The 26,600-nt window shown below is 44.3% G+C and carries 45 protein-coding genes and 1 tRNA gene; 44 read left to right on the top strand and 2 right to left on the bottom strand.

Going from position 1 to position 26,600, the window contains the following annotated elements:
* The first annotated feature begins 24 nt into the window (after nt 1-24).
* From fusA to CALPO_RS0108565, 41 genes are all read left to right on the top strand, one after another.
* Nucleotides 25-2,094, top strand: coding sequence for an elongation factor G (gene fusA, locus CALPO_RS0108765; protein WP_026486974.1), 2,070 nt, complete (start codon nt 25-27; stop codon nt 2,092-2,094).
* Nucleotides 2,095-2,106: 12 nt separating this feature from the next.
* Complete coding sequence (tuf, locus tag CALPO_RS0108760; protein ID WP_026486973.1) at nt 2,107-3,309, top strand: elongation factor Tu; 1,203 nt, start codon at nt 2,107-2,109, stop codon at nt 3,307-3,309.
* Between the two features lie 86 nt (nt 3,310-3,395).
* The gene (gene rpsJ / locus CALPO_RS0108755) at nt 3,396-3,704 is read left to right on the top strand and encodes a 30S ribosomal protein S10 (RefSeq protein ID WP_026486972.1); all 309 of its coding nucleotides are present in this window, start codon (nt 3,396-3,398) and stop codon (nt 3,702-3,704) included.
* A 15-nt stretch (nt 3,705-3,719) separates the two neighbouring features.
* A complete protein-coding gene (rplC, locus tag CALPO_RS0108750) occupies nt 3,720-4,352 on the top strand; it encodes a 50S ribosomal protein L3 (RefSeq protein ID WP_026486971.1) in 633 nt (210 codons plus the stop codon).
* Between the two features lie 17 nt (nt 4,353-4,369).
* The gene (gene rplD, locus CALPO_RS0108745) at nt 4,370-4,993 is read left to right on the top strand and encodes a 50S ribosomal protein L4 (RefSeq protein WP_026486970.1); all 624 of its coding nucleotides are present in this window, start codon (nt 4,370-4,372) and stop codon (nt 4,991-4,993) included.
* On the top strand, nt 4,993-5,283 hold the full coding sequence (rplW, locus tag CALPO_RS0108740; RefSeq protein WP_026486969.1) for a 50S ribosomal protein L23: 291 nt from the start codon (nt 4,993-4,995) through the stop codon (nt 5,281-5,283). The genes rplD and rplW overlap by 1 nt, the downstream gene beginning before the upstream one ends.
* Before the next feature lie 37 nt (nt 5,284-5,320).
* A complete protein-coding gene (gene rplB / locus CALPO_RS0108735) occupies nt 5,321-6,151 on the top strand; it encodes a 50S ribosomal protein L2 (protein WP_026486968.1) in 831 nt (276 codons plus the stop codon).
* A 17-nt stretch (nt 6,152-6,168) separates the two neighbouring features.
* A complete protein-coding gene (gene rpsS, locus CALPO_RS0108730; RefSeq protein ID WP_026486967.1) occupies nt 6,169-6,450 on the top strand; it encodes a 30S ribosomal protein S19 in 282 nt (93 codons plus the stop codon).
* A gap of 34 nt (nt 6,451-6,484) precedes the next feature.
* Nucleotides 6,485-6,817 carry a 50S ribosomal protein L22 gene (gene rplV, locus CALPO_RS0108725; protein ID WP_026486966.1) on the top strand — a complete coding sequence of 111 codons (333 nt, stop codon included), beginning with the start codon at nt 6,485-6,487 and terminating at the stop codon, nt 6,815-6,817.
* Nucleotides 6,818-6,830: 13 nt separating this feature from the next.
* The gene (rpsC, locus tag CALPO_RS0108720) at nt 6,831-7,547 is read left to right on the top strand and encodes a 30S ribosomal protein S3 (protein WP_026486965.1); all 717 of its coding nucleotides are present in this window, start codon (nt 6,831-6,833) and stop codon (nt 7,545-7,547) included.
* Complete coding sequence (rplP, locus tag CALPO_RS0108715) at nt 7,495-7,929, top strand: 50S ribosomal protein L16 (RefSeq protein ID WP_026486964.1); 435 nt, start codon at nt 7,495-7,497, stop codon at nt 7,927-7,929. Before rpsC ends, rplP begins: the two co-directional genes overlap by 53 nt.
* Nucleotides 7,919-8,122 carry a 50S ribosomal protein L29 gene (rpmC, locus tag CALPO_RS0108710; protein ID WP_026486963.1) on the top strand — a complete coding sequence of 68 codons (204 nt, stop codon included), beginning with the start codon at nt 7,919-7,921 and terminating at the stop codon, nt 8,120-8,122. The genes rplP and rpmC overlap by 11 nt, the downstream gene beginning before the upstream one ends.
* A gap of 16 nt (nt 8,123-8,138) precedes the next feature.
* The gene (rpsQ, locus tag CALPO_RS0108705) at nt 8,139-8,393 is read left to right on the top strand and encodes a 30S ribosomal protein S17 (protein ID WP_026486962.1); all 255 of its coding nucleotides are present in this window, start codon (nt 8,139-8,141) and stop codon (nt 8,391-8,393) included.
* 18 nt (nt 8,394-8,411) lie between these two features.
* Complete coding sequence (gene rplN / locus CALPO_RS0108700) at nt 8,412-8,780, top strand: 50S ribosomal protein L14 (protein ID WP_026486961.1); 369 nt, start codon at nt 8,412-8,414, stop codon at nt 8,778-8,780.
* Entirely contained in the window at nt 8,780-9,109 is a 330-nt protein-coding gene (rplX, locus tag CALPO_RS0108695) for a 50S ribosomal protein L24 (RefSeq protein ID WP_026486960.1), read from the top strand. The genes rplN and rplX overlap by 1 nt, the downstream gene beginning before the upstream one ends.
* A gap of 22 nt (nt 9,110-9,131) precedes the next feature.
* Nucleotides 9,132-9,671 (top strand): 50S ribosomal protein L5, encoded by a 540-nt coding sequence (rplE, locus tag CALPO_RS0108690; RefSeq protein ID WP_026486959.1) that lies wholly within the window; start codon nt 9,132-9,134, stop codon nt 9,669-9,671.
* 14 nt (nt 9,672-9,685) lie between these two features.
* Nucleotides 9,686-9,871: a type Z 30S ribosomal protein S14 gene (locus CALPO_RS14465; protein ID WP_026486958.1), complete on the top strand. Its 186-nt coding sequence runs from the start codon at nt 9,686-9,688 to the stop codon at nt 9,869-9,871.
* A 20-nt stretch (nt 9,872-9,891) separates the two neighbouring features.
* Nucleotides 9,892-10,290: a 30S ribosomal protein S8 gene (rpsH, locus tag CALPO_RS0108680; protein ID WP_026486957.1), complete on the top strand. Its 399-nt coding sequence runs from the start codon at nt 9,892-9,894 to the stop codon at nt 10,288-10,290.
* A gap of 13 nt (nt 10,291-10,303) precedes the next feature.
* A complete protein-coding gene (gene rplF, locus CALPO_RS0108675) occupies nt 10,304-10,840 on the top strand; it encodes a 50S ribosomal protein L6 (protein WP_026486956.1) in 537 nt (178 codons plus the stop codon).
* Between the two features lie 16 nt (nt 10,841-10,856).
* Complete coding sequence (gene rplR, locus CALPO_RS0108670; RefSeq protein ID WP_026486955.1) at nt 10,857-11,222, top strand: 50S ribosomal protein L18; 366 nt, start codon at nt 10,857-10,859, stop codon at nt 11,220-11,222.
* Nucleotides 11,223-11,239: 17 nt separating this feature from the next.
* Nucleotides 11,240-11,740: a 30S ribosomal protein S5 gene (gene rpsE / locus CALPO_RS0108665; protein WP_026486954.1), complete on the top strand. Its 501-nt coding sequence runs from the start codon at nt 11,240-11,242 to the stop codon at nt 11,738-11,740.
* Nucleotides 11,741-11,750: 10 nt separating this feature from the next.
* A complete protein-coding gene (rpmD, locus tag CALPO_RS0108660) occupies nt 11,751-11,933 on the top strand; it encodes a 50S ribosomal protein L30 (protein ID WP_026486953.1) in 183 nt (60 codons plus the stop codon).
* Nucleotides 11,934-11,946: 13 nt separating this feature from the next.
* Nucleotides 11,947-12,390: a 50S ribosomal protein L15 gene (gene rplO / locus CALPO_RS0108655; protein ID WP_026486952.1), complete on the top strand. Its 444-nt coding sequence runs from the start codon at nt 11,947-11,949 to the stop codon at nt 12,388-12,390.
* On the top strand, nt 12,391-13,647 hold the full coding sequence (secY, locus tag CALPO_RS0108650) for a preprotein translocase subunit SecY (protein ID WP_026486951.1): 1,257 nt from the start codon (nt 12,391-12,393) through the stop codon (nt 13,645-13,647).
* A gap of 9 nt (nt 13,648-13,656) precedes the next feature.
* The gene (locus CALPO_RS0108645; protein WP_026486950.1) at nt 13,657-14,313 is read left to right on the top strand and encodes an adenylate kinase; all 657 of its coding nucleotides are present in this window, start codon (nt 13,657-13,659) and stop codon (nt 14,311-14,313) included.
* On the top strand, nt 14,310-15,074 hold the full coding sequence (gene map / locus CALPO_RS0108640; RefSeq protein ID WP_026486949.1) for a type I methionyl aminopeptidase: 765 nt from the start codon (nt 14,310-14,312) through the stop codon (nt 15,072-15,074). Before CALPO_RS0108645 ends, map begins: the two co-directional genes overlap by 4 nt.
* Nucleotides 15,067-15,342: a KOW domain-containing RNA-binding protein gene (locus CALPO_RS0108635; RefSeq protein WP_026486948.1), complete on the top strand. Its 276-nt coding sequence runs from the start codon at nt 15,067-15,069 to the stop codon at nt 15,340-15,342. The genes map and CALPO_RS0108635 overlap by 8 nt, the downstream gene beginning before the upstream one ends.
* A 20-nt stretch (nt 15,343-15,362) precedes the next feature.
* Nucleotides 15,363-15,593 (top strand): translation initiation factor IF-1, encoded by a 231-nt coding sequence (gene infA / locus CALPO_RS0108630; protein ID WP_026486947.1) that lies wholly within the window; start codon nt 15,363-15,365, stop codon nt 15,591-15,593.
* Between the two features lie 4 nt (nt 15,594-15,597).
* Nucleotides 15,598-15,711 carry a 50S ribosomal protein L36 gene (gene rpmJ, locus CALPO_RS0108625; RefSeq protein WP_026486946.1) on the top strand — a complete coding sequence of 38 codons (114 nt, stop codon included), beginning with the start codon at nt 15,598-15,600 and terminating at the stop codon, nt 15,709-15,711.
* Nucleotides 15,712-15,725: 14 nt separating this feature from the next.
* Nucleotides 15,726-16,094, top strand: coding sequence for a 30S ribosomal protein S13 (gene rpsM, locus CALPO_RS0108620; RefSeq protein WP_026486945.1), 369 nt, complete (start codon nt 15,726-15,728; stop codon nt 16,092-16,094).
* Between the two features lie 19 nt (nt 16,095-16,113).
* The gene (rpsK, locus tag CALPO_RS0108615) at nt 16,114-16,506 is read left to right on the top strand and encodes a 30S ribosomal protein S11 (RefSeq protein WP_026486944.1); all 393 of its coding nucleotides are present in this window, start codon (nt 16,114-16,116) and stop codon (nt 16,504-16,506) included.
* A gap of 12 nt (nt 16,507-16,518) precedes the next feature.
* Nucleotides 16,519-17,139: a 30S ribosomal protein S4 gene (gene rpsD / locus CALPO_RS0108610; protein WP_026486943.1), complete on the top strand. Its 621-nt coding sequence runs from the start codon at nt 16,519-16,521 to the stop codon at nt 17,137-17,139.
* A 63-nt stretch (nt 17,140-17,202) separates the two neighbouring features.
* Nucleotides 17,203-18,159 (top strand): DNA-directed RNA polymerase subunit alpha, encoded by a 957-nt coding sequence (locus CALPO_RS0108605; RefSeq protein WP_026486942.1) that lies wholly within the window; start codon nt 17,203-17,205, stop codon nt 18,157-18,159.
* Between the two features lie 4 nt (nt 18,160-18,163).
* The gene (rplQ, locus tag CALPO_RS0108600; RefSeq protein ID WP_026486941.1) at nt 18,164-18,502 is read left to right on the top strand and encodes a 50S ribosomal protein L17; all 339 of its coding nucleotides are present in this window, start codon (nt 18,164-18,166) and stop codon (nt 18,500-18,502) included.
* A gap of 119 nt (nt 18,503-18,621) precedes the next feature.
* Nucleotides 18,622-19,479, top strand: a complete 858-nt coding sequence (locus CALPO_RS0108595) for an energy-coupling factor transporter ATPase (RefSeq protein WP_026486940.1) — start codon at nt 18,622-18,624, stop codon at nt 19,477-19,479.
* Complete coding sequence (locus CALPO_RS0108590; RefSeq protein ID WP_026486939.1) at nt 19,464-20,330, top strand: energy-coupling factor transporter ATPase; 867 nt, start codon at nt 19,464-19,466, stop codon at nt 20,328-20,330. The genes CALPO_RS0108595 and CALPO_RS0108590 overlap by 16 nt, the downstream gene beginning before the upstream one ends.
* Nucleotides 20,320-21,129: an energy-coupling factor transporter transmembrane component T family protein gene (locus CALPO_RS0108585; protein WP_026486938.1), complete on the top strand. Its 810-nt coding sequence runs from the start codon at nt 20,320-20,322 to the stop codon at nt 21,127-21,129. Before CALPO_RS0108590 ends, CALPO_RS0108585 begins: the two co-directional genes overlap by 11 nt.
* Nucleotides 21,126-21,860, top strand: a complete 735-nt coding sequence (truA, locus tag CALPO_RS0108580; RefSeq protein WP_026486937.1) for a tRNA pseudouridine(38-40) synthase TruA — start codon at nt 21,126-21,128, stop codon at nt 21,858-21,860. The genes CALPO_RS0108585 and truA overlap by 4 nt, the downstream gene beginning before the upstream one ends.
* An 85-nt stretch (nt 21,861-21,945) precedes the next feature.
* Complete coding sequence (rplM, locus tag CALPO_RS0108575; protein WP_026486936.1) at nt 21,946-22,374, top strand: 50S ribosomal protein L13; 429 nt, start codon at nt 21,946-21,948, stop codon at nt 22,372-22,374.
* Entirely contained in the window at nt 22,374-22,781 is a 408-nt protein-coding gene (rpsI, locus tag CALPO_RS0108570) for a 30S ribosomal protein S9 (RefSeq protein WP_035172493.1), read from the top strand. Before rplM ends, rpsI begins: the two co-directional genes overlap by 1 nt.
* A gap of 137 nt (nt 22,782-22,918) precedes the next feature.
* A complete protein-coding gene (locus CALPO_RS0108565) occupies nt 22,919-24,205 on the top strand; it encodes a uracil-xanthine permease family protein (protein WP_026486934.1) in 1,287 nt (428 codons plus the stop codon).
* Between the two features lie 28 nt (nt 24,206-24,233).
* Here CALPO_RS0108565 and CALPO_RS0108560 read toward each other — a convergent pair whose 3' ends face one another.
* Nucleotides 24,234-24,422: a ferredoxin gene (locus CALPO_RS0108560; RefSeq protein ID WP_026486933.1), complete on the bottom strand. Its 189-nt coding sequence runs from the start codon at nt 24,420-24,422 to the stop codon at nt 24,234-24,236.
* A gap of 108 nt (nt 24,423-24,530) precedes the next feature.
* Nucleotides 24,531-24,604, bottom strand: a tRNA-Val gene (locus CALPO_RS0108555).
* Nucleotides 24,605-24,693: 89 nt separating this feature from the next.
* On the opposite strand from CALPO_RS0108555, the gene CALPO_RS0108550 reads away from it, so the two are divergent.
* From CALPO_RS0108550 to nth, 3 genes are read left to right on the top strand one after another with little or no spacing between them, the layout of a single operon-like run.
* On the top strand, nt 24,694-24,900 hold the full coding sequence (locus tag CALPO_RS0108550; protein WP_026486932.1) for a hypothetical protein: 207 nt from the start codon (nt 24,694-24,696) through the stop codon (nt 24,898-24,900).
* A 42-nt stretch (nt 24,901-24,942) separates the two neighbouring features.
* Nucleotides 24,943-25,968: a tRNA epoxyqueuosine(34) reductase QueG gene (gene queG, locus CALPO_RS13670; RefSeq protein ID WP_051585939.1), complete on the top strand. Its 1,026-nt coding sequence runs from the start codon at nt 24,943-24,945 to the stop codon at nt 25,966-25,968.
* On the top strand, nt 25,961-26,596 hold the full coding sequence (gene nth, locus CALPO_RS0108540; protein WP_026486931.1) for an endonuclease III: 636 nt from the start codon (nt 25,961-25,963) through the stop codon (nt 26,594-26,596). Before queG ends, nth begins: the two co-directional genes overlap by 8 nt.
* Nucleotides 26,597-26,600 lie beyond the last annotated feature (4 nt).

Raw genomic sequence — 26,600 nt, 5'->3', positions numbered from 1 at the left:
TATTGTGCGGAAAGGAGGATTACTGTGCCTAGAGAATTTCCATTGGAGAAAGTCCGCAACATCGGTATAATGGCTCATATTGATGCCGGCAAGACCACTACTACTGAGAGGATACTGTTTTACACAGGAAAGGTGCACAAAATAGGTGAAGTCCATGAAGGCAATGCCACCATGGACTGGATGGAGCAGGAGCAGGAGAGAGGTATAACCATTACGTCGGCTGCTACTACATGCCAGTGGAGAGGGCACAAGATCAACATCATAGATACGCCCGGCCACGTGGACTTTACTGTGGAAGTAGAAAGGTCCTTGAGGGTATTGGATGGCGCTGTTGCCGTTTTTTGCGCTAAAGGCGGTGTAGAACCCCAGTCTGAGACCGTATGGAGACAGGCGGATAAATATCATGTACCCAGGATAGCTTTTGTCAATAAAATGGATATAATGGGTGCTAATTTCTACAGCGTGGTGGATCAGATCAAGAAGAAATTAAATGCTACGCCTGTGGTCATGCAATTGCCCATAGGCAAGGAAGACACCTTTAAGGGAATAGTGGATCTGGTAAAGATGGAAGCGCTGATCTACGAAGATGACCTGGGAACTGTTATAGAGGAGCAGCCTATTCCCGATGACATGAAAGAGCTGGCCGAAGAATACAGGGTAAAGCTGGTGGAAGCCGCTGCTGAACAGGATGAAGAGCTGATGATGAAGTACCTGGAAGGGGAAGAGCTTACCAGGGAAGAGATCATAGCAGCTATAAGAAAAGGCACTATAAATGTGGAGATCGTCCCTGTTTTGTGCGGTTCTGCTTACAGGAATAAGGGCGTTCAGCCCCTGCTGGACGCGGTAGTGGATTTCCTGCCTTCGCCTGTGGATATTCCACCTGTTAAAGGGATGTCGCCTGATAGCGATGAAGAGATTGAGCGCAAGGCTAGCGATGATGAGGCATTTTCTGCTTTGGCCTTTAAGGTAATGGCCGATCCTTTTGTAGGTAAGTTGGTATTTATAAGGATTTACTCTGGCGTGTTGAGATCGGGGACATACGTGTACAATTCGACAAAAGGGAAGAGAGAGCGTATCGGCAGAATACTGCAGATGCACGCCAATCATAGAACAGAGATGCCTGAGATGTACACAGGAGATATAGGAGCTGCAGTGGGACTCAAAGACACTACCACAGGTGATACGCTGTGCGATGAAGCGCATCCCATTGTACTTGAATCCATGGAATTCCCTGAGCCCGTCATACATGTTGCCATTGAACCAAAGACGAAAGATGCGCAGGAGAAGATGGCGATTGCTTTACAGAAATTATCAGAAGAAGATCCTACATTTAAGACGTATACCGATCAGGAGACAGGCCAAACCATCATTGCGGGCATGGGCGAATTGCATTTGGAGATAATTGTAGACAGGTTGCAGAGGGAATTCAAAGTGGAGTGCAATGTAGGAAAGCCGCAGGTGGCTTATAAGGAGACCATAAGAAAACCTGTCAAGGTAGAAGGCAAGTTCATAAGGCAGTCCGGTGGGCATGGTCAGTACGGACACGTCTGGCTGGAATTGACGCCTAGAGAGCGAGGACAGGGATACGAATTTGTCAACAAGATCGTTGGCGGCGTTATTCCAAAAGAGTACATCCCCGCAGTAGACGCAGGTGTCCAGGAGGCTATGCAGAGCGGTATACTGGGCGGATACGAAGTAGTGGACGTGGGCGTGACGCTATACGATGGTTCATACCACGAAGTAGACTCATCGGATATGGCTTTCAAGATAGCCGCTTCTATGGCATTTAAAGACGGAATGAAAAAAGCCGATCCAGTGCTTCTGGAGCCTGTCATGAAAGTGGAAGTTGTAGTGCCTGAAGAGTATATGGGCGATATAATGGGAGATATTAATTCCAGGAGAGGAAGAATTGAGGGCATGGAACCTAGGGGTGGTGCCCAGGTTATAAGAGCTTATGTGCCGTTAGCCGAGATGTTTGGGTACGCTACGGATTTGAGGTCCAAGACCCAAGGGCGCGGTACGTATACCATGCAATTTGATCACTATGAAGAAGTTCCCAAGAATATTGCGGATCAAATATTAAAAGACAGATAAGGAGGAAAGGATATGGCAAAAGCGCATTATGAGAGGACGAAACCCCATATAAACGTGGGTACGATAGGGCACGTAGACCATGGGAAGACGACGTTGACAGCGGCGATAACAGCGGTGTTAGCGACACAGGGCAAAGCGGTAAAGACAGCGTACGACGAGATAGATAAAGCGCCAGAGGAGAAGGCAAGGGGTATAACGATAAACACGGCGCACGTAGAGTACGAGACAGAGAAGAGGCATTACGCGCACGTGGACTGCCCTGGTCACGCTGACTACGTAAAGAACATGATAACAGGTGCGGCACAGATGGACGGAGCGATACTGGTAGTATCAGCGGCAGACGGTGTTATGCCGCAGACGAGGGAGCACATACTGCTGGCGAGACAGGTAGGAGTGCCGTATATAGTAGTATTCATGAACAAGTCAGACATGGTAGACGACGCGGAGTTATTAGAGATAGTGGAGATGGAAGTAAGAGACCTGTTGAACGAGTACGAGTTTCCAGGAGACGACACGCCGATAGTGACAGGATCAGCGTTAAAGGCGTTAGAGTGCGGTTGTGGGAAGAGAGAGTGCCAGTGGTGCGGGAGATATGGGGAGTTAATGGATGCAGTTGACTCGTACATTCCGACGCCGCAGAGGGAGACAGACAAACCGTTCCTGATGCCGATAGAGGACGTATTTACGATAACAGGAAGAGGTACGGTAGTAACAGGAAGGGTAGAGAGAGGTACGTTAAAAGTAGGAGAAGAGGTAGAGATAGTAGGGTTATCGCCTGAGAGGAAGAAGACGGTAGTAACAGGAGTAGAGATGTTCAGGAAGATATTAGACGAAGCGCAAGCAGGAGACAACATAGGAGTATTGTTAAGAGGCGTACAGAGGGAAGAGGTAGAGAGAGGACAGGTATTGGCGAAGCCAGGGACGATACATCCGCACACGAAGTTTACGGCGCAGGTATACGTGCTAACGAAAGAAGAGGGAGGAAGGCACACGCCATTTTTCAACGGGTACAGGCCGCAGTTTTACTTTAGGACGACGGACGTAACGGGGACGATACAGTTACCCGAGGGAGTAGAGATGGTAATGCCAGGAGACAACGTGACGATGACGGTAGAGCTGATAACGCCGATAGCGATAGAGGAAGGTTTGAGGTTTGCTATAAGGGAAGGCGGAAGAACAGTAGGAGCAGGTACGGTGTCTTCAATAATTGAGTAACTCAATGTGTACAAATTTAGACCTACCCCATTGGGTAGGTTTAAATTTGAAACACCCGGTAATGTGTATATAGGAGGAGGGAAATTATGGCCAAGCAAAATATAAGGATAAAGTTAAAGGCTTTTGATCACGCCATTTTGGATCAGTCGGCTAAGAGGATTATAGAAACAGCCAAGCGGACTGGAGCAGATGTATCGGGTCCCATACCTCTGCCAACTGAGAGAGAGGTAATCACCATATTGAGAGCACCGCATAAGTACAAAGATTCAAGGGAGCAGTTTGAGATAAGAACTCATAAGAGGCTTATAGATATATTAAATCCCACTCCCAAGACGGTGGATTCCCTTATGAGATTGGATCTCCCGGCAGGTGTTGATATAGAAATAAAGCTGTAATAGGAGGTGTTAGGATTGAAAAAGGCGATTCTCGGTCGAAAAATAGGTATGACCCAAGTATTTAGAGAGGATGGCACTGTAGTCCCCGTTACAGTAGTGGAGGCGGGTCCTTGCGTTGTTGTGCAAAAAAAGACAGTGGATAAAGATGGCTATGAGGCAATTCAGGTAGGATTTATGGATGTAAAAGAGAGCAAGTTAAATAAGCCTTTGATAGGCCATTTCAAAAAGGCAAATGTACCTTATAAAAGGTATTTGAGGGAGTTTAGAATAGAAAATGCACCGTACAACGTAGGCGATGAGATAAAAGTAGATACATTTTCGGAAGGTGAGAGGGTAGACGTCACTGGCATTTCTAAAGGTAAAGGATTTGCAGGTACAATAAAAAGGTGGAATGCCAGAAGGGGTCCTATGTCCCATGGTTCCAAGCACCATAGGAAAGTAGGATCGCTGGGCGCATCTACATTTCCTGCGAGGGTATTGAAAGGCCATCATCTGCCAGGCCGTATGGGCAACGAGAGGGTAACAGTTCAAAACCTGGAAGTGGTTAAAGTTGACCCGGAGAAAAATCTCATGTTGATAAAAGGTTCGGTACCTGGCAATAAAGGATCTCTTTTGATAATAAAAGACACTGTAAAAGTTAACAAATAGCGAAAGGAGGCTTATAAATGCCGAGGGTTCCGGTTTATAACGTAAATGCTGAGCAGGTAGGTGAAATAGATTTAAGCGACGACATATTTGGTGTAGAGATAAATGTCCCTGTTATGCATCAGGCTGTGGTCAATTATCTAGCGAATCAAAGGCAGGGCACCCATTCTACCAAGACCAGAGGCGAAGTAAGAGGTGGCGGGAAGAAGCCCTGGAGGCAGAAAGGCACAGGACGGGCCCGACAGGGTAGCATAAGAGCTCCTCAATGGATCAAGGGTGGTGTTGTTTTTGGCCCTAAACCCAGGGATTACAGCTATAGGTTGCCGAAAAAAGTAAAAAGGTTGGCATTAAAATCAGCGCTGTCGTCAAAGGTAAAGGACAATGAAATTATAGTGCTGGACGAATTAAAGCTGCAGCAGCCAAAGACCAAAGAGATCGTCAAACTTTTGAAAAACTTTAACGTGGACAAAAAGGCTTTGATAGTTTTGCCTGATAAAGACGAGATCGTAGAGAGGTCAGCAAGGAATATACCTGGTGTAGAGACGATGGTAGCCAACAACCTCAACACTTATCAGGTATTAAGACACAATAAATTCATCGTGACAAAAGATGCGGTGCGCAAGATCGAGGAGGTGTTTGCGTGATGGCAACCCCTTATGATATCATAATAAGGCCGATTATTACAGAAAAGTCCATGAAGCTCATGGAAGAAAAGAAGTATACCTTTGAGGTAGCGAAAGATGCCAATAAAATAGAGATTAAGAAGGCTGTGGAGCAGCTGTTTGGCGTAAAAGTGGATAAAGTATATACGATGAACATAAAAGGGAAGAAAAAAAGGGTAGGAAGATTTGAAGGCAAAACGCCAGACTGGAAAAAAGCGATCGTAAAGCTAAAACCCGATAGCAAGACCATAGAGTTCTTTGAAAATGTGTAATGGACGGGGCAGACGATAATTTAAGGAGGGATATTAGATGGGAATAAAAAAGTATAAACCTACGTCCCCTGGCAGGCGTTTCATGACTGTTTCTACGTTTGAAGAGGTTACCAAAACAGAGCCAGAGAAGTCTCTCACCGTCAGCCTTAAGAAAAAGGCCGGGAGAAACGTATATGGCAGGATTACAGTAAGGCATAGGGGCGGTGGTCACAAGAGGCTATACAGGATAATAGACTTTAAAAGGGATAAAGACGGAATTCCTGCAAAAGTCGCCTCTATAGAATACGATCCCAATAGAACGGCGTATATAGCGCTTTTAAATTATGCGGACGGAGAAAAGAGGTATATAATAGCCCCTTACGGACTTCAGGTAGGCGATACGGTTATGTCAGGAGAAAATGCAGAAATAAAGATAGGCAATGCCCTTCCGCTCAGGAATATACCCGTAGGTACCATAGTCCACAACGTAGAATTAGTTCCAGGTAAGGGCGGTCAGATGGTAAGGGCTGCAGGAGCGGCGGCTCAAGTAATCGCAAAAGAGGGAGATTATGCTCAGCTGAGGTTGCCTTCTTCTGAGGTTCGCATGGTGAGGCTGGACTGCAAGGCGACTATAGGTCAGGTATCCAATCTGGACCATGAGAATATCTCGTTGGGAAAAGCAGGGCGCAGCAGGTGGTTAGGTATAAGGCCTACTGTTAGAGGATCGGCCATGAATCCAGTGGATCATCCCCATGGCGGTGGAGAAGGCAAGGCGCCTATTGGAAGGCCGTCACCTGTTACTCCTTGGGGCAAGCCTACATTGGGTTACAAGACCAGGAAGAAAAACAAGCAATCAGATAAGTACATCGTGCGCAGAAGAAAGAAATAGCAAAAGGAGGGAATTAAATGAGCAGGTCGCTGAAAAAAGGGCCTTACGTAGACCAGAAGTTGCTTAAAAAGATTATAGCTATGAACGAAAAGCGCGAAAAGTCTATAATAAAAACATGGTCCAGGAGCTCGACGATCGTCCCCGAAATGGTAGGCCATACTATTGCGGTACATGACGGCAGAAAGCATGTTCCTGTTTATATAACAGAGGAAATGGTGGGGCATAAGTTAGGAGAGTTTGCGCCTACCAGAAAATTTGGAGGCCATGCTGGAACCGAGAAGACTACGTCGGTAAAATGAGTTCAAAGAAATTTATACAGGGGAGGTATATGCAGTGGAAGCCAGAGCAACAGCCAAATATCTGAGGTTGTCGCCGTTAAAAGCTCGCCTTGTGGTCGACATGATACGAGGCAAAGGCGTTAGAGAAGCTATGGCTATATTGAATTACACGCCTAATAAGGCCGCGTATTATCTGCGAAAGGTCTTGAAATCCGCAGTAGCAAATGCTGAAAACAACTTTAATATGAACGCGGATAATCTATATATATCCGAAGTTTACGCCAACCCAGGTCCTATAATAAAAAGGTATAAGCCGAGGGCAAGGGGAAGGGCTGATGTTATGAGAAGAAGGACTAGTCACATTACCGTTGTAGTTAAAGAGAGGTAAAAGGAGGGATAAAATGGGACAAAAGGTAAATCCAAATGGCTTGAGGCTGGGAATAATAAGGGATTGGGAATCAAGGTGGTTTTCCAACGACAAAGACTTTGCTGATAATCTGCTAGAGGACGCAAGATTGCGAAAGCATATAAAGACAAAGTTGTACGATTCAGGCATAGCGCGTATTGAAATAGAGAGAGCTGCCAATAGGACGAGGATAAATATACACACGGCAAAGCCTGGAATGGTTATAGGTAAAGGCGGAGCGGGTATAGAAGAGCTCAAAAATGAGCTGGAGAAGATGACAGGGAAAAATATAGTCATCAACATTATAGAAGTAAAAAAACCTGAGCTCAGCGCTCAATTGGTGGCAGAAAACATAGCGTCACAATTGGAAAGGCGTATAAGCTTTAGAAGGGCAATGAAACAGGCCATGATGAGGACTATGAGGGCAGGAGCTAAAGGAATAAGGACGGCATGTTCCGGCAGGCTGGGTGGAGCTGAAATCGCCAGAACAGAGCATTACCATGAAGGCGTGGTACCTCTTCAGACGTTAAGGGCTGATATAGATTACGGGTTTGCTGAGGCTCATACCACCTACGGTAAGATAGGTGTGAAAGTGTGGATAAACAGAGGCGAGATTCTTCCCAATAAAGGCGATAAAAGAGAGGAAGGAGTGAACTCCAATGTTGATGCCGAAAAGGACAAAGTTCAGAAAGATGCAAAAAGGCAGGATTAAGGGCAATGCAACAAGGGGCAATACCATCACCTATGGGGATTATGGCATTCAAGCGCTGGAACCAGGGTGGATAACAGCGAACCAGATTGAAGCGTGCAGGGTGGCCATAACCAGGTTTGTAAAAAGGGGAGGCAAGGTTTGGATAAAGATCTTTCCCGACAAGCCCATAACTAAAAAGCCTGCTGAGACGCGAATGGGTTCAGGTAAGGGCAATCCGGAATTCTGGGTAGCAGTAGTAAAGCCAGGTAGGGTGCTTTTCGAAATAGGCGGCGTACCTGAAGAGACAGCCAAAGAGGCGTTGCGTCTTGCTATGTATAAGCTTCCTATAAAGACGAAGTTCATAAAGCGAGAAGAAGTGGGTGGTGAGGCCAATGAAAGCTAGGGAATTAAGGGAATTAACCGATGAAGAATTGGAGAGAAAGATGGCTGAACTCAAGGAAGAGCTGTTTAACCTGAGATTTCAGATGGTGACAGGACAACTGGATAACCCTATGAGGATAAAGTTGATAAGAAAAGACATTGCTCGGATTAAGACCATATTGCGAGAAAGGGAATTAAAGTTAAAGGCTATGTAGAAAGGAGGAAAGTGGTATGGAGCGCAATGCTAGAAAAGTCAGGATTGGAACGGTAGTCAGCAATAAGATGGATAAGACTATAGTGGTTGCAGTAGAAGATCTGGTGAAACACCCCCTTTACGGCAAGAGAATAAAGCGCACGAAAAAGTTCAAAGCTCATGATGAGCATAATCAGTGCGCCATAGGGGACAAAGTGAAGATCATGGAAACGAGGCCGTTGAGCAAAGAAAAGAGATGGAGGCTTGTGGAAATTATAGAACGGGCAAAATAATTTGAAAGGAGGATTACGATGATTCAACCACAGACAAGGCTAAACGTGGCGGATAATACCGGAGCGAAAGAATTGATGTGTATCCACGTGATGGGTGGCTTCCATAAAAAATACGCCAATATTGGGGATATAATAGTTTGTTCTGTTAAAGATGCAACACCAGGAGGCGTTGTAAAAAAGGGCGATGTGGTTAAAGCTGTAGTGGTCAGGACCAAAAGAGGTATAAGGAGAAAGGACGGCTCTTATATAAGGTTTGACGACAATGCCGCTGTAATAATAAGAGACGATAAACAGCCAAGGGGTACTCGAATTTTTGGACCTGTGGCTAGGGAGCTCAGAGAGAAGGATTTTGGAAGAATTATATCGTTAGCACCGGAAGTTCTTTAATGGAGGTGATGATTGTGCACGTCAAAAAGGGAGATATGGTGGTAGTTATATCCGGCGATGACAAAGGCAAAAAAGGCAAGATACTCAAGGCTTTCCCCAAAACAGGTAAAGTGCTGGTAGAAGGGGTAAATATTGTAACAAAACACCAGAAACCCAGGCCGGGCGTTCAACAAGCTGGAATTATCCACGAAGAAGCGCCAATAGACAGTTCCAACGTAATGCTTTATTGCCCTAACTGCAATAGAGGCGTAAGATATAAAAGAGAGATATTATCAAACGGTGAAAAAGTCAGGGTATGTAAAATATGCAATGAAGCGTTGGACAAATGAAAGCGAAAGGAGGCATTGAAAATTGTCGAGGTTGTACGAGCACTATAAAAACGTGGTTGTACCGGCAATGATGAAAAAGTTTAATTACAAAAACGTGATGCAGGTACCTAAATTAGAGAAAATTGTAGTCAATACAGGCGTAAGCGATGCCAAGGAAAATCCCAAGTCATTAGAGGCAGCTGTTAACGATTTGACCGCAATTACAGGTCAAAAGCCGTTGATCACCAGGGCGAGAAAATCTATCGCTTCATTTAAGATAAGGGCAGGCATGCCCATAGGCGCAAAGGTCACGCTAAGAGGCGAGAGGATGTACGAATTTGCAGATAAGTTGTTCAACATAAACCTCCCAAGGGTTCGCGATTTTAGAGGCGTTTCACCCAATTCTTTTGACGGAAGAGGGAATTATACCTTGGGTATAAGAGAGCAGCTCATCTTTCCTGAAGTGGATTACGATAAAATCGACAAAATAAGAGGTATGGATATCGTGTTTGTGACTACCGCTAAGACCGATGAAGAAGCCAGGGCCTTATTGGAATTATTGGGAATGCCATTTGCGAAGTAAAGGAGGTAAAGAGTTTGGCGCGTAAAGCATTGATTGTAAAGCAAAAGAGAAAGCCAAAGTTTTCTACAAGGGCGTATAATAGGTGCAAGATATGTGGAAGACCCCATGCTTACCTTAGAAAGTTTGGCGTTTGCAGGATTTGCTTTAGAGAAATGGCTTATAGAGGCGAAATACCAGGCGTTAAAAAAGCCAGCTGGTAAAGGTAGAAAGGAGGCATATTATGGTAGTTACTGATCCGATTGCAGATATGCTTACACGTATAAGAAATGCCAATATCGCAAGGCATGAAACGGTCGACATCCCATATTCAAATTTAAAGATGAAATTGGCTAGCATAATGTTAGAAGAGGGATACATCAAAAATTTAGAAATAATAGAAGAAGACGGTCATAAAAATATAAGGATATGGTTAAAGTACGGGCCAAATAAAGAGAGAGTGATTTCCGGTCTTAAGAGGATTAGCAAGCCTGGTCTGCGGGTGTACGCCAGACACGATCAGCTTCCAAGGGTCCTGGGTGGCCTGGGTACAGCGATTATATCTACATCCAAAGGCATATTGACTGACAAGCAGGCGAGAAAAGAAGGAGTTGGAGGAGAGGTAATCTGTTATATCTGGTGAGGGAGGTGTGCTTATGTCTAGAATCGGAAGATTGCCTGTGGAAATACCTCAAGGCACTGATGTGAAAGTAGATGGAAACGTGGTAATAGTAAAAGGGCCAAAAGGAGAATTAAAAAGGGAATTCCATAAAGATATGAAGATAGTGGTAGAAGACGGAAAAATTTTTGTAAAAAGGCCCAGCGATGAGAAGGAGCATAAGGCTCTGCATGGACTTACCAGAGCTTTGATCAAAAATATGGTGGAAGGCGTCAATAAAGGCTTTGAAAAGACCTTGGAGATCCAAGGCGTAGGCTATAGGGTGCAAAAACAGGGCAAAAAGTTGGTGCTGTTCTTGGGTTTTTCCCATCCTGTTGAAGTAGAGGAAGTGCCCGGTATAGAATATGTCGTGGATGGGAATAAGATAACCGTTAAAGGTGCGGATAAAGAGCTGGTAGGACAGGTTGCGGCCAAGATAAGGTCACTCAAAAAACCTGATCCTTATTTGGGGAAGGGAATTAAGTACGCTGATGAAGTTCTAAAGCTTAAGGAAGGTAAAGCAGGTAAGAAGTGATGAAAGGAGTGAGATTATGATAATAAAAGTGGATAGAAATGAGGCCAGAAAGAAGCGCCATTTGCGGATTAGGAAAAAAATCAGCGGAACTCCTGACAGACCCCGCCTGTGCGTTTATAAAAGTTTGAAACACATTTATGCCCAGCTCATCGATGATACCCAGGGGAAAACGCTGGTGTACGTGTCCACGTTGGCTCCTGAATTGAGAGGCAAGGTCAAGGGGTGTAATATAAATTCGGCTAAAGCCGTGGGCGAGCTTTTAGCCAAAAAGGCATTGGAAAAAGGCATAAAAAAGGTCGTATTTGATAGAAGTGGTTATGTGTACCACGGTAAAGTAAAGGAACTGGCTGATGCGGCTAGAAGCGCAGGTCTTGAATTTTAAAGTAAGGAGGGGATTTTGTGCGAGTAGATGCCAGCAAGATAGATAACCTTGAAGAAAGAGTTGTATCCATAAATAGGGTATCAAAGGTGGTACAGGGCGGTAAAAACTTTAGGTTCAGCGTTGTGGTGGTAGTAGGCGATAAAAAAGGCCACGTAGGTATCGGAAAAGGCAAGGCAGCTGAGATACCAGACGCTATACGCAAAGCCATAGAATCTGCCAAAAAAAATTTAATACAGGTTCCCATTGTCAATGATACAATACCTCATGAAACAATAGGCCATTTTGGAGCAGGAGAGGTTATAATGAAGCCTGCCAGAGAGGGTACTGGCGTTATAGCAGGGGGACCCTTGAGGCCGTTATTTGAGGTCGCGGGTATAAAGAACATAAGGACGAAGTCTGTGGGTTCCAACAACGTAAGAAATATGTTAAATGCTGCTTTTGAAGGGCTTAAGTCCCTTAAGACGGCTGAGCAAGTAGCGAGGTTAAGGGGTAAGTCAGTAGAAGAAATACTGGGTTGAGGTGATGATTATGGCCAAGTTAAAGATAACTTTGGTTAGAAGCACGATAGGTAGACCTGATGATCAGATAGACACCGTAAAGGCGTTGGGATTGCGCAAATTGCACAGCACGGTTATCAAAGAAGATACCCCTGTAATCAGAGGCATGGTAAATAAGGTTAAACACCTGGTTGAGGTGGAAGAAATAGCGTAGGAGGTGTTGAAGAGTGCAATTACACGAGTTGAGGCCAGCGGAGGGTTCTAAGAAGAGACCTAAAAGGGTGGGCAGAGGTATCGGCTCAGGACATGGCAAGACATCGACCAGGGGACATAAAGGGCAGAATGCCAGGAGCGGTGGCGGCGTAAGACCCGGCTTTGAAGGAGGTCAGATGCCTCTTCATAGGAGGTTGCCCAAGAGAGGATTTGTCAATATCTTTGCAAAAGAGTACGCTGTTGTAAACGTCAACACCCTAAACGATAAATTCAACGACGGAGATCTGGTTACGCCTGACGTTTTGTTGGAAAAAAGGATAATAAAAGACATTAAAGACGGGGTTAAAATACTGGGCGACGGTGAATTGACAAAAAACTTGACAGTAAAGGCTCATAAGTTTTCACAAAATGCCATCAGAAAAATCCAGGAAGCTGGGGGAAAGGTAGAGGTGATTTAGTTGCTGTCCACCTTAATTAACTCCTGGAAATTACCTGACTTGAGAAAGCGCATGTTGTACACGCTGTTGATGCTATTGATATTTAGGGCAGGGTCTCATATCCCCATCCCTAATATCGATACGAGTATCATAAAAAATTACCTGAGAAGTGGACAATTGTTAGGCTTTTTTGATATAATATCAGGTGGTGCATTCAGGGATTTTACAATATTTGCCATGAGCATTATCCCTTACGTCAACTCTTCGATCATACTTCAGCTCTTGACGATAGCGATTCCAAGGCTTGAGCAGTTAGCCAAGGAAGGAGAAGAGGGGCGTAGAAAGATTGCACAGTACACCAGATACGGGACAGTGTTGCTGGCGCTGATACAGGCAATAGGTTTGACGTTTAGTTTGAGAGGTGCTGTCATAAATCCCAGTTTTATCAATATGGCGATTATAGTTTTGACGCTTACATCCGGCACAGCATTTCTCATGTGGCTAGGAGAGCAGATTACTGATAAGGGGATTGGCAACGGTATTTCTCTTATAATTTTTGCTGGGATAATCGCGAGAATACCCAGCATGCTTGCGACCACTTTTAAATATGTGGGCGGAGGCACCACCAGTTTAATGGGTGGAATTGGTTTCTGGATCGCTATACTGCTGTTAATCATATCTGTGGTGGGTATGCAAGAGGCGCAGAGGCGTATACCTGTACAGTACGCTAAGAGAACTGTAGGTCGAAGAGTCTACGGAGGTCAGTCCACGCATATACCTATGAGATTGCTTCAAGCAGGCGTTATACCTATAATATTTGGAATGTCTATAGTAGGATTTCCTTTACAGATCGCTGCGTTTTTACCCAACACGGCATTTGCTGCCTTTGTAAACAAGTACTTCAACTGGAATACGGTAGCGTATAACTTGATCGATTTTATATTGATTATATTGTTCACGTATTTCTATACAGCGATAATTTTTAACCCTGTGGAAATCGCCGACAACATGAAGCAGTACGGTGGTTTTATACCCGGCATAAGACCTGGTAAGCCGACATCAGATTATTTAACCAAGATATTGAATAGAATAACATTTGTGGGCGGGGTTTTCCTGGCCTTGATTACAGTTATCCCCATATTGATAATGAGCGCTACAGGTTTAAACATCGCCTTTGGTGGCACAGCGATTCTCATAGCTGTAGGCGTGGCCATCGATACTATCAAGCAGCTGGAGGGTCAGCTATTAATGCGCCATTACCAGGGATTTTTGAAGTGAGGTGAAAATATGAATGTCATATTGATGGGCCCACCGGGTGCTGGCAAAGGTACTCATGCGGCGAAAATAGTTGAAAAATACCATATACCTCATATTTCAACAGGCGATATATTTCGCGAAAACCTCAAAAACGGAACAGAGCTGGGTAATAAGGCAAAAGAGTACATGGACAAAGGGCAGTTGGTACCCGATGAAATAGTGGTGGAGATCGTAAAGGATCGTCTGGGAAAGCCTGACTGTGAGAAAGGTTTTTTGCTGGATGGTTTTCCTAGAACCGTCAAGCAAGCGGATGCGTTAGAGGACTTTCTTAAAAACGCTGGCAAAAAAATCGACGCTGTGATTAACATGGTCGCAGATAGGGAAACATTAATAAATAGGGTTATTTATAGGAGGGTTTGCCCTGAGTGCGGTGCTGTTTATCATTTGATAAATATCCCGCCAAAAGAAGAGGGCAAATGCGACGTATGCGGAGCCAATCTGGTACAGAGAAAAGATGATACCAGGGAAACTATTGAAAAGAGGTTAGATGTATATCAGGAGCAGACCCGACCATTAATAGATTATTACAGCAAAAAAGGGCTGTTGCACGAGGTAGACGGTAGTAAACCTATAGACGAAGCTTTTGCAGATATCTGCCGCATACTGGGGAGCATTGACGGTAAATGATTATAATTAAATCAAACCGGGAGATTCAAGCGATGAGAGCCGCTGGGAGGATTGTAGCTGAGTGCCTTCAGTTGATTGAAGAAAAAATCAGGCCCGGGATGAAGACGGCAGAACTAGATGAAATAGCCGAAAACTATATCAAGCGAAGAGGAGCACTTCCTTCTTTTAAAGGCTACAATGGCTTTCCTGCTAACATATGCGTGTCTATTAATGATGAGGTAGTGCACGGAATTCCTGGTGAGAGAAAGTTGCAGGAAGGCGATATTGTAAGTGTGGACATCGGGGTATTTTATAACGGCTACCATGGGGACGCAGCTCGTACATTTCCTGTAGGTGATGTTTCTGAATCCGCGATGAGGTTGATTGAGGTGACAAAAGACAGCTTTTTTAAAGGCATTGAGTACGCCAATACCAATTACAGGTTGTACGATATATCTCACGCTATACAAGAATACGTAGAATCTCACGGTTATTCGGTGGTTAGGGAGTATGTGGGACACGGTATAGGGCGGAATATGCATGAAGACCCTCAGGTGCCTAACTTTGGGATGCCAGGCAGAGGAGTAAAGCTCAGAGAGGGGATGACGCTGGCTATTGAGCCCATGGTCAACGAAGGGACTTATGAAGTGCGCACTCTTGATAACCAATGGACTGTGGTGACAGTAGATGGAAGGTTATCTGCTCATTATGAGAATACGATAGCTATAACGGCTGATGGACCTGTTATATTGACTGTTTTGGCAGGTGAATTGGATGGATAGCAGCGGTGATTTAAGTCCTGGCCAGATAGTTATATCTAAAATGGGCAGGGATAGCGGCAGATATTTTGTGGTGATCGCCGTAGAGGGCGGTTATGCGTATATCGCCGATGGAGAATTGCGGAAAATAGACAAACCCAAGAAAAAAAATATAAAACACCTTTTGCGCACAAACGAGTACGATGACGCTATTAGAGATAAGATATTGGGCGGTAAAAAGATATCCAATGCTGATTTAAGAAAGGCTTTGGAAAAATTCAAAAAGGCGTGAGTAATGGGGAGGTAGTTTCCTTGCCTAAAGAAGATGTCATTGAGGTTGAGGGCACGGTTGTAGAGGCATTGCCTAATGCGATGTTTCAGGTAGAGCTGGAAAATGGCTATAGGGTTTTAGCCCATATATCGGGAAAGTTGAGGATGAACTTTATAAAAATTCTTCCGGGTGACAGGGTAACGGTAGAATTGACCCCATACGATCTTACAAGAGGAAGGATCGTGTGGAGAGGAAAAAAAGAAAAGGAGTGATTTCATGAAGGTAAGGCCGTCTGTAAAGCCAATTTGCGAGAAATGCAAGGTCATAAGGAGAAAGGGACGCGTCATGGTGATTTGCCAGAATCCCAAGCATAAACAGAGACAGGGTTGAAAGGAGGTACGTATATGGCGAGGATTGCAGGTATAGATTTGCCCAGGGACAAGAGGATCGAGATAGGGTTGACTTATATATACGGTATAGGCAGACCCACGTCTAAAAAAATCCTGGAAAAAGCCGGGATTAATCCTGATACCCGCGTTCGGGACTTGACAGACGATGAGGAAAGGAAATTAAGGGAAATAATCGAAAATGAGTACAAAGTCGAAGGCGACCTAAGAAGAGAAGTGGCCACAAATATAAAACGGCTTATAGATATCGGATGTTATAGAGGTATCCGCCACCGCAAAGGGCTGCCTGTTCGAGGGCAGAGGACCAGGACTAATGCCAGGACGAGAAAGGGTCCCAAGAGAACTGTGGCTAAGAAAAAGAAGTAAGATAAGAGGAGGGAAGTAAATGGCTAAAAATGTGAAAAGGGCTAGGAGAAGGCGCGACAGAAAAAATGTAGAAAAGGGTATCGCTCATATTCACTCTACGTTTAACAACACCATCGTGACCCTGACGGACATGGCGGGAAATGCTGTTTCATGGGCTAGCGCTGGAACGGTGGGATTTAAGGGTTCAAGGAAGTCCACGCCTTTTGCTGCTCAGATGGCTGCTGAGGCTGCAGCAAAAGCCGCCATGGATCTGGGGATGAGGAACGTGGAAGTTTACGTAAAGGGTCCTGGAGCTGGCAGAGAGGCTGCTATAAGAGCGTTGCAGGCCGCAGGGCTTGAAGTAAATGCCATAAAAGATGTCACACCTATTCCCCATAATGGTTGCAGGCCGCCTAAAAGAAGAAGATTGTAAGGAGGTGCTGAAATGGCGAGATATATTCAGCCTGTATGCAGAAGGTGCAGAAGAGAAGGAATGAAGTTGTTCTTAAAAGGCGATAAGTGCTATACCGATAAGTGCCCAGTATCAAGGCGCACGTATGCTCCGGGACAGCATGGCCAGAACAGAAAGAAGCTTTCAAACTATGGCCTTCAGTTGAGAGAAAAGCAAAAGGTCAAGAGCATATACGGTGTCTTAGAGGCACAGTTTAGAAGGTACTTTGAAGAAGCAGAAAGGCGCAAAGGCATAACAGGTGAAAACCTGCTCCAAATGCTAGAGAGGCGCTTAGATAACGTGGTATATAGACTGGGGTTTGCGGCATCGAGGGCACAGGCCAGGCAGATAGTCAAGCATGGCCATATATTGGTAAACGGTAAAAAAGTGGACATACCATCTTATGAAGTAAAAGTGGGAGATGTGGTGTCTGTAAAAGAAAAGAGCCGTCAGATGCAAGTAATAAAGGACAACTTGGAGGCCAATAGAAATGTGCCTGATTGGCTGCAATTGAACAAAGATAACTTTGAAGGCACTGTAGTAGCACTGCCCAAGAGAGAACACATTGACATTCCTATTGAAGAGCATTATATTGTAGAGCTTTACTCTAAATGATGTGAAATAGCAGTTACCCTCGGTTTTAGACATGGGAGAACATGGATTAGGAGGGTTTCATAAATGATAGAAATAGAAAAACCAAAAATCGAATGCGTTAACAGGAACCCGGAAGGCACCTATGGCATGTTTAGCATTGAACCGCTGGAGAGGGGATATGGTATAACACTGGGCAATTCTCTCAGGAGAGTGCTACTTTCCTCACTTCCCGGTACGGCCGTAACCTCAATTAAAATCGATGGCGTTTTACACGAGTTTTCTACGATTCCAGGTGTTGTAGAAGACGTGACAGAGATAATACTCAACATAAAGCAGCTGGCTTTAAGATTGCATTCGTCAGACGACAAGCCAATAGTCGCGTATATAGACAAGGAAGGAGAAGGAGAAGTTGTCGCGGATGATATAAAAACCGATGCTGATTTAGAGATAATTTATCCGGATATGCACATAGCTACGTTGGAGAAAGACGCTAAACTTCATATGGAATTGACAATAGCCAATGGAAGGGGTTATGTCACAGCTGAAAGGAACAAACAACCTGATCAACCTATAGGGATCATCCCGGTAGATTCCATATTTACCCCTGTGAAAAAAGTCAACTATAACGTTGAAAATGCGCGAGTAGGTCAGATAACAGATTATGATAAATTGATTTTAGAAGTTTGGACCAATGGGAGCATTAAGCCAGATGAGGCTATAAGCCTCGCTTCCAAAATACTCATAGAACACCTAAATCTCTTTGTCACCATGTCCGAGCATATAAATAACATGGAAATAATGGTTGAAAAAGAAGACCGCGACGACAATCACCTTATTGACATGCCCATCGAAGAGCTGGATCTGTCCGTAAGGTCTTATAACTGCCTCAAGCGAGCGGGTATAAACACCGTGGGCGAGCTGACGCAAAAGACCGAAGAAGAGATGATGAAAGTTCGAAACCTGGGAAAGAAGTCATTAGAGGAAGTGCAGAAAAAATTGGAAGCATTGGGCCTCAGATTAAAACCTAGCGAGGAGGGATGACAGGATGTATCACAGAAAACTGAGACGTCCTACCGATCAGCGTATGGCGATGTTAAGAAATCTCACCACGAGCCTTTTAAAAAATGGAAGAATAGTGACTACAGAGGCCAGGGCGAAAGAGACCAGGAAGTTTGCTGAAAAGATGATAACATTAGGGAAAAGAGGAGATCTCCATGCCAGAAGGCAGGCCCTTGCTTTTATATACGATGAGACTGTTGTCAAAAACCTCTTTGATGAGATAGCTCCGAAGTACGCTGACAGGCAAGGGGGATATACTAGGATAATAAAGTTAGGGCCCAGGCGCGGTGACGGAGCGCCTATGGCGATAATCGAGTTGGTATGAGCAAATAGGGATTAAGTATCGCTTAATCCCTATTTACATTTTAAGCAGATATATACTATAATAAATTATAAATTTGGTTTTATATAAGCTGATAATATTGAGCGTAAGAGGTGTAATGGTTGAATATAATATCTGCCAGAAATGTGGTATACAGCTATAAAACAAGAGGAGATAGCGGCAATGACGGGCAGCCTGAAAACGATGCGGCTTTGTGCGGCGTAAATATAGATATAAAACAGGGAGAACACGTTGCCATAATAGGGCATAATGGCTCGGGTAAATCCACGTTGGCAAAGCATTTCAATGCGCTTTTGATACCCTCTTCCGGTACTGTATTGGTGGATGGCATAGACACCAGAGATGGCCGTATGCTCTGGAATGTCAGGCAGATAGCGGGAATGGTATTTCAAAACCCTGATAACCAGCTGGTGGCTTCAGTGGTAGAGGAGGACGTGGCATTTGGGCCGGAAAACCTGGGCGTACCGCCGGAGGAGATCAGGAAACGGGTAGATGAAGCGCTGAAAGCCGTGGGGATGTGGGAACACGCAAAAAAGGCTCCACACCTCCTTTCAGGGGGACAAAAGCAAAGGGTTGCCATAGCTGGAATAATAGCCATGAGGCCTAAATGCATCATATTAGACGAGCCCACGGCCATGCTGGATCCGGTGGGGAGACAAGAGGTCATGAAGACCGTGAAAAAGCTTAACAAAGAAGAGGGTATAACCGTCATAAATATAACTCATTTTATGGATGAGGCTGTGGCTTCTGATAGGGTGTTTGTAATGGACCATGGAAAAATAGTCATGCATGGTACCCCAAGGGAAGTCTTTAAAAACGTAGAAGAGCTAAAGAAGCTGGGATTGGATGTGCCTCAGGTAACCGAGTTGGCTTATTTGCTAAAAAAAGAAGGCTACGAAATACCTGTAGATGTATTATCTGTGGAAGAAATGGTGGAGTTGATATGCCGATTGAGATAAAAAATTTAACCTATGTTTATAACAAGGGAACGCCTTTTGAATCTGTGGCCCTTGATGGCGTAAGCATTACTATCCAAGACGGTGAATTTATCGCTATTATAGGGCATACCGGTTCGGGCAAATCCACCCTTATACAACAGATGAATGGACTTTTAAAGCCCACTTCTGGCCAGATACTGGTAGATGGGGTGGATATAACATCTAAAAACGTAGATGTAAAAAAGATCAGGCAGCAGGTAGGATTGGTTTTTCAATACCCTGAACACCAGCTATTTGAAGAGACGGTGTACAAGGATATAGCTTTTGGTCCTGTTAATATGGGCCTTGATGAAAAAGAAGTGGAAAAAAGGGTAAAGTATGCCATGTCGCTAGTAGAGCTAGACTATGATGCCTTAAAGGATAAGTCGCCCTTTGAGCTATCAGGAGGTCAGAAGCGCAGAGTAGCCATTGCGGGCGTGCTGGCGATGAAGCCCAAGGTATTGATTTTAGATGAACCCACGGCGGGGTTGGATCCCAAAGGCAGAGAAGAGATATTAGGCAATATAAGGCGATTGCACCATAAAGAAAAGATGACGATTGTGTTGGTTTCTCACAGCATGGAAGACGTTGCTGAATACGCTGACAGAATAATAGTCATGAATAGGGGAAAAGTAGCTATGATAGGGAAACCCTCTGAGGTTTTTGCTAGGTCAGAAGAGCTCAAGGGAATGGGCCTTGGCGTTCCCCAGGTTACGCAGCTTATGAAAGAGCTGAAGTCAAGGGGCTTTAATGTAAATGAGCACGTGTATACGGTAAGCGATGCGAAAGCAGAACTTATAAAAATCATAAGGAGTAGGGGCTATGGCCATTAAGGATATAACTATAGGTCAGTTTATTCCGGGAGAGACCCCTGTTCACAGGATGGATCCCAGGGTTAAGATATTGTTGTCCTTGGTCTTTATTGTGGTTTTGTTTATGGTTAAAAATTACACGGGTTATATATACGTAGTGCTTTACATAGCCTTGGCTGTTTATATATCTAAGGTGAAATTGAGTTATATATTCAAGGGATTAAAACCCATTATGGCTATATTGCTTATAACCATGGCCATAAATATGTTTTTGACACCAGGTCGCGTCATATGGTCTTACGGTTCTTTAAAGCTGACAGCAGAGGGATTGCACCTGGCTGTATTTATGAGCATAAGGTTGCTGTTCCTCATAGTGGGTACATCGCTGCTGACATTAACCACGTCTCCTATTATGTTGACTGATGGTATTGAGCTTCTGATGTCGCCTTTTAAGCGGATAGGTGTGCCTGCTCATGAGCTGGCCATGATGATGACCATTGCTTTGAGGTTCATTCCTACGCTGTTGGATGAAACCGACAAGATTATGAAAGCTCAGATGGCCAGAGGCGCTGACTTTGAGAGCGGGAACATCGTAAAACGGGCAAAGGCCATGGTACCCTTATTGGTACCTTTGTTTATAAATGCCTTCAGGAGAGCCGATGAGCTAGCTATGGCGATGGAGGCCAGGTGCTACAGAGGCGGGGAGAACAGGACCAGGATGAGGCAACTGCGCGTAGGCAAAGTAGATTGGGGAGCGGTTGCCGTTACGTGCATCATGATAATTTTAGTGGTGCTAGACAGGTATGGGGTCGGAGTATGAGTAACATAAAGCTCATCGTTGAGTATGATGGGACACACTATCACGGCTGGCAGTACCAGCTAAACGCTAAAACCGTGCAAGGGGAAATGCTTAAAGCTATAAAAAAGATAACAGGTGAAGATGTGAACTTAATCGGTGCTGGCAGGACAGATGCTGGTGTCCATGCCATAGGGCAGGTAGCTAATTTTAAGTCAAATTCGTCAGTGCCTATTAGTCGCCTGCCTTATGCTTTAAACAGCGTGTTGCCTGATGACATCGTTGTAAAAGCGGCGGAAAAAGTAGACGACAGTTTTCACGCCAGAAAAAGCGCGATAGGCAAGGAGTATAGGTACTATATACTCAACAGTGAGCTGCCCTCAGCGCTGTTGAAAAACCGCGTATACCATTATAAATACCGGTTGGACCTGGATGCGATGAAGAGGGGCGCAGAGCTTTTTATAGGTACCCATGATTTTTCAGCTTTTAAAGCGGCGGGCAGCAATGTGGAGTCGTCTGTGAGGACGATCAAGCGCTTGGATTTAAATCGGATTGATGAGTTAATTGAGCTGGTTATCCAAGCAGATGGCTTTTTGTACAATATGGTGAGGATAATAACGGGAACATTGATATGGGTGGGCAATGGCAAGTTGATGTGGAGCGACGTTAGAGATGTGATAAATTCAAGGGACAGAAGCAAAGCAGGCCCTACAGTTCCACCCTATGGCCTGTATCTTTATAAGGTTTTTTATTGACATGGATGCTATAATATATTATACTAAAACTTAGTGTAAAATTAGCCCCGGTTTATTTTACGTTTTCTGTGAGGAGGTAAAAGAGTTGAAGACATATCTGGCGAAACCCGGTGAGATAGAAAAGAAATGGTATGTAGTAGACGCCAAGGATAAAGTATTGGGAAGACTAGCCAGTAGGATTGCTATTATTCTCATGGGCAAACATAAGCCTGTATATACTCCTAATGTGGATACAGGGGATTACGTAATAGTGGTTAACGCTGATAAAATAGTTTTAACAGGCAATAAGTTAAAAGACAAGGTGTACGCACGCCATACAGGATACCCTGGTGGTTTTAAGACTACCAGCTATGAGGTGTTGATGAAGAAAAATCCTGAAAAGGCGTTGTACTTGGCGGTTAAGAGGATGCTTCCTAAAAACAGATTGGCAAACAAGATGATAAAGAAGCTGAAGATTTACAGAGGACCAGAACATACCCATCAGGCGCAGAGGCCTGAACCGCTTGATCTCTAATGGAAGGAGGAAAAATATTGGCTCTTACTTATTACGGTGTAGGCAGGAGAAAAACATCTGTGGCGAGGGTAAGGATGTACCCTGGCACAGGTAATATAATAGTTAATGGTAGACCTCTGGAAGAGTATTTTACTATTCCTACTCAAAGGTATATTGTAAAACAACCTTTAACGGTCACAAATTTAGCTGATAAGTTTGACGTCAGTGCAAAAGTCATCGGCGGTGGACTTACCGGCCAGGCCGATGCCATAAGATTGGGTATTGCTAGGTCTTTGCTTATGGCAGATGAGACATTAAAGCCTTTGCTCAAAAAGTACAAGCTTTTGACAAGGGATCCGAGAATGAAGGAGAGGAAAAAGTACGGCCTCAAAAAGGCGAGGAAGGCACCACAATTTTCAAAGAGGTAAATGTATTTTGCGTATTTACAGGAGGGTGTTTGTATGCACTCTCTTTTTTATTTTTGTGGACAAGTCATGCAGATAATGTTATAATGCTATAGATAACTTTAAATTAGCCCTGTGAGGCTAAAAAGGAGGAAAAAGATGTGGGTAAAAAAATTTACGACATCAAAGATGTACCACCGGTAAAAGAAATCGTGCCATTGTCGTTGCAGCACGTTTTCGCTATGTTCGGTGCGACGGTGCTGGTTCCTTTGCTGACTGGTCTGGATCCTTCTGTAACTCTCTTTACATCAGGTATTGGCACCATAATATTTCTCCTTATTACAAGGGGATACGTGCCAGCGTATCTGGGGTCTTCTTTCGCGTTTATCACACCTATTATTGCAGCTACAAAAGAGTTTGGAATAAGGGGCGCCTATTCAGGCATGATAGCTGCAGGGATCATGTACGTATTGGTCTATATAATTATAAGCATTACAGGCGTTGATTGGATAGATAGGCTGTTGCCCCCTGTAGTGGTAGGGCCTGTGGTTATGATAATAGGTTTGAGCCTGGCACCTGTGGCTGTTCAAGAGGCTCAGGAGAACTTGCTGGTAGCTGCTGTTACCGCTGTATTCATAATCCTGTTCGCTATGTTTGGCAGGGGATTTATAAAGATAATACCAATTCTTTTGGGGACGATTGGCGGGTATATATTTGCCATTATTATAGGCGCAGTAAACTTTAAGCCAGTAAAAGAAGCAGCATGGATAGCAATTCCAAAGTTCAACTTTTTAGTAGGCCATAGCCCTGAGCTGATGTGGGGAGCGGTTTCGCTGATTGCGCCGCTAGCTATCGTATCTATGGTAGAGGACTTGGGTCATGTGCTGGTAATAGGCAATATTGTGGAAAGAGACCTCATCAAAAAGCCTGGTTTACACAACGTATTTTTAGGCAATGGTCTGGCTACGGCCATAGCGGCTTTCTTTGGGGGACCTCCCAGTACCACTTACGGAGAAAATATAGGAGTGCTGGCTATTACGCGGGTGTACAGTTCTGTGGTTATAGGTGGCGCTGCTGTAATCGCTGTTTTGCTCAGCTTTGTGCAAAAAATAGGAGCGGCAATAGAGGTCATTCCCAAACCGGTGATGGGCGGCATTACCATAATACTGTTTGGCATGATTGCTGCTGCCGGTTTGAGAACCCTTATTGACAATAAAGTTGATTTTTCCGACACCAGGAATTTGCTCATAGCATCTATTATATTCACTTTGGGTGTAGGCGGAATCAAGATTCAAATAGGCAATCTGCTTTTTAGTGGCGTAGGGCCTGCTACTATAGTGGGTATTTTGTTAAATCTGCTGTTGCCAAAAGGCAAAAAAGAAGTTGAAAGAGGTGGAAAGGCGTATCCTTCCCTGGAGATATCTTATCCGGAAGAAAAAGAGGAATAAAAAAATGCCGATGCGCATCGGCATTTTTTTATTCCTCTTTTATAGCTTCCACTGGGCAATCACTCAAGGCCTGACGTGCCAGTTCCTCTAAATCTTCAGGAACTTCGTCTACGATCACGTGGGCCATCCCATCTTCGTTCCAGTCGTAGACCTCAGGGCATGTATCGATGCATGCGCCACACCCTATGCATAGATCTTGATCTACTGTTACTTTCATTATAACCCTCCTCAGTTATTGTAGCTAAAAAGCTATTTAAAACTTTTGAAAGTATTATATGTTATATACACTCTTTTGTCAAGATATGGTGTTTACAAAAAAAACAAGTGGGGTTAACAGGACTCGAACCTGTGACCTCTACGATGTGAGCGTAGCGCTCTAACCAGCTGAGCTATAACCCCGATCCTCACAAAAATTATTATAACACATTAATGGAATATGTCAATACAAATTTAGCTATACTAAACATCAGAAATGGAGGGGAAGTTCAATGTATAGGAAAAGAGTTAAAGAGATATACGCAGACGACGAGGATCTAGATGGCCTATACAAAGGTGATCGCCAGATTGAACAGGATACGGTGTACGATGAATGCGACGTGCAAAGCGATCAAAACGATAGCGACGATAAAAAGATAGTCGCGGTTAGAAAGATGTGGCAGCTCAATAGAATAGAGAGAAAACAAAAGAGAGCGTAACTGCTCTCTTTTAATTTGTGATAAAATTATGTGGGTGGTTATATGGATAAAGAGAAAATAAGCCGAGATGTGAGAGAGTATGCTTTGGAATTAGGCTTTGATGCGGTGGGCTTTACCACTGCAGAGGATTTTGACCCAAAGATTTTATTGGAGCGGAAGGATAAAGGTTACCTTTCGGGTTTTGAAGAAAAGGATGTAGAAAAAAGGGTTTCGCCTCGATTGATTCTTAGTTCGGCTAAAAGTATCATTGCCCTGGGTTTAAGCTATAATACACCATACATCTCTGAAAACAAAAAGGGGTATGCTTTTATTTCAAGGTGTGCTTACGGCATCGACTACCATCAGGTCATGGAACACATGATGTTACAGCTTGTTGAATATATTCAAAAGCGATATAATGTAAGAAGCGTATATATGGTTGATACAGGCCCCCTTGTAGACAGGATGGTCGCCCACAGGGCGGGGATAGGATGGTACGGCAAAAATTGCAGTATCATAAACGGCCAATACGGCTCCTGGATGTTTTTGGGAGAAATTATAACCGAATTAGAATTAATCCCTGATGTACCGCTAAAGAGCAAGTGCGGTAGTTGTGAGCTGTGTATAAAAGCATGTCCTACAAAGGCGTTGGTCCAGCCGTATGTCCTCAATGCATCAAAATGCCTTTCGTATAATACAATGAAAAAAGGTATATTGCCTGATGAAATAAAGGAAAAAATGGGGATGAGAGTGTACGGCTGTGATACCTGTCAGGAGGTTTGTCCGTTGAACAAAGGAGCCAAGTATTCCAGGGGTGATTGGTTTATCCCAAGGCCTCCTATGCCATTGATACCGTTAGAGGACATCGTTAAAATGGATAATAAAAGGTTTAAAGAGATATTTAAGCCCACAGCCGCATCGTGGAGGGGGAAGGCTGTCCTGCAGCGCAATGGGTTGATAGCCATGGGTAACACGGGTGATGCCAGGTATATAAAGGAGCTGGAGCCTTTTCTCGACGATCCTAGACCGGCTATAAAAGATGCTGCTAGGTGGGCGTTACAAAAGTTAAGGAGTAGATGCTATGGATAAGAAGACCGCTGAATCGATTATAGGGATTTTAGAAAAAGCATATCCTGATGCAAGACCTGGGCTTAATTTTAACAGCCCGTTTCAGCTTTTAATTGCGACCATATTGTCGGCCCAGTGCACGGATAAGCGCGTAAATATGGTAACATCAAGGCTTTTTAAGAAGTACGTGTCTCCTGAGGACTTTGCTAATGCTGATATAAAGGAACTACAGGAAGAGATAAAAGAGTGTGGATTGTACAGGTCTAAAAGCAAGAATATTATCGAGGCGTGCAAAAAGATCGTGCAAGAATACGGAGGAAATGTGCCTCAGAGCAGGGAAGAATTGGTGAAATTGCCGGGCGTGGGCCGTAAGACAGCCAACGTGGTTTTGAGCAATGCCTTTGGTGTAAGCGCCATAGGGGTGGACACCCATGTGTTTAGGGTAGCCAACCGGTTGGGGCTGGCCTCTTCAAAGGATGTGTACGGAACGGAAAGAGACCTTATGGATATACTTCCTGAGAGGGTATGGGGTAAAGCTCATCATTTGTTGATATACCATGGCAGAAAGGTATGCAAAGCGAGAAAACCCCTGTGTGACAGCTGTCTTTTAAACGGTTACTGTGAATACCATAACAAAGCGAAGGGATGATATG

The organism is Caldanaerobius polysaccharolyticus DSM 13641 (assembly GCF_000427425.1).
Lineage (GTDB): Bacteria > Bacillota > Thermoanaerobacteria > Thermoanaerobacterales > Caldanaerobiaceae > Caldanaerobius > Caldanaerobius polysaccharolyticus.
The sequence above is the reverse complement of the archived record's forward strand: the minus strand, read 5'-3'. Positions and strand labels throughout refer to the sequence as shown.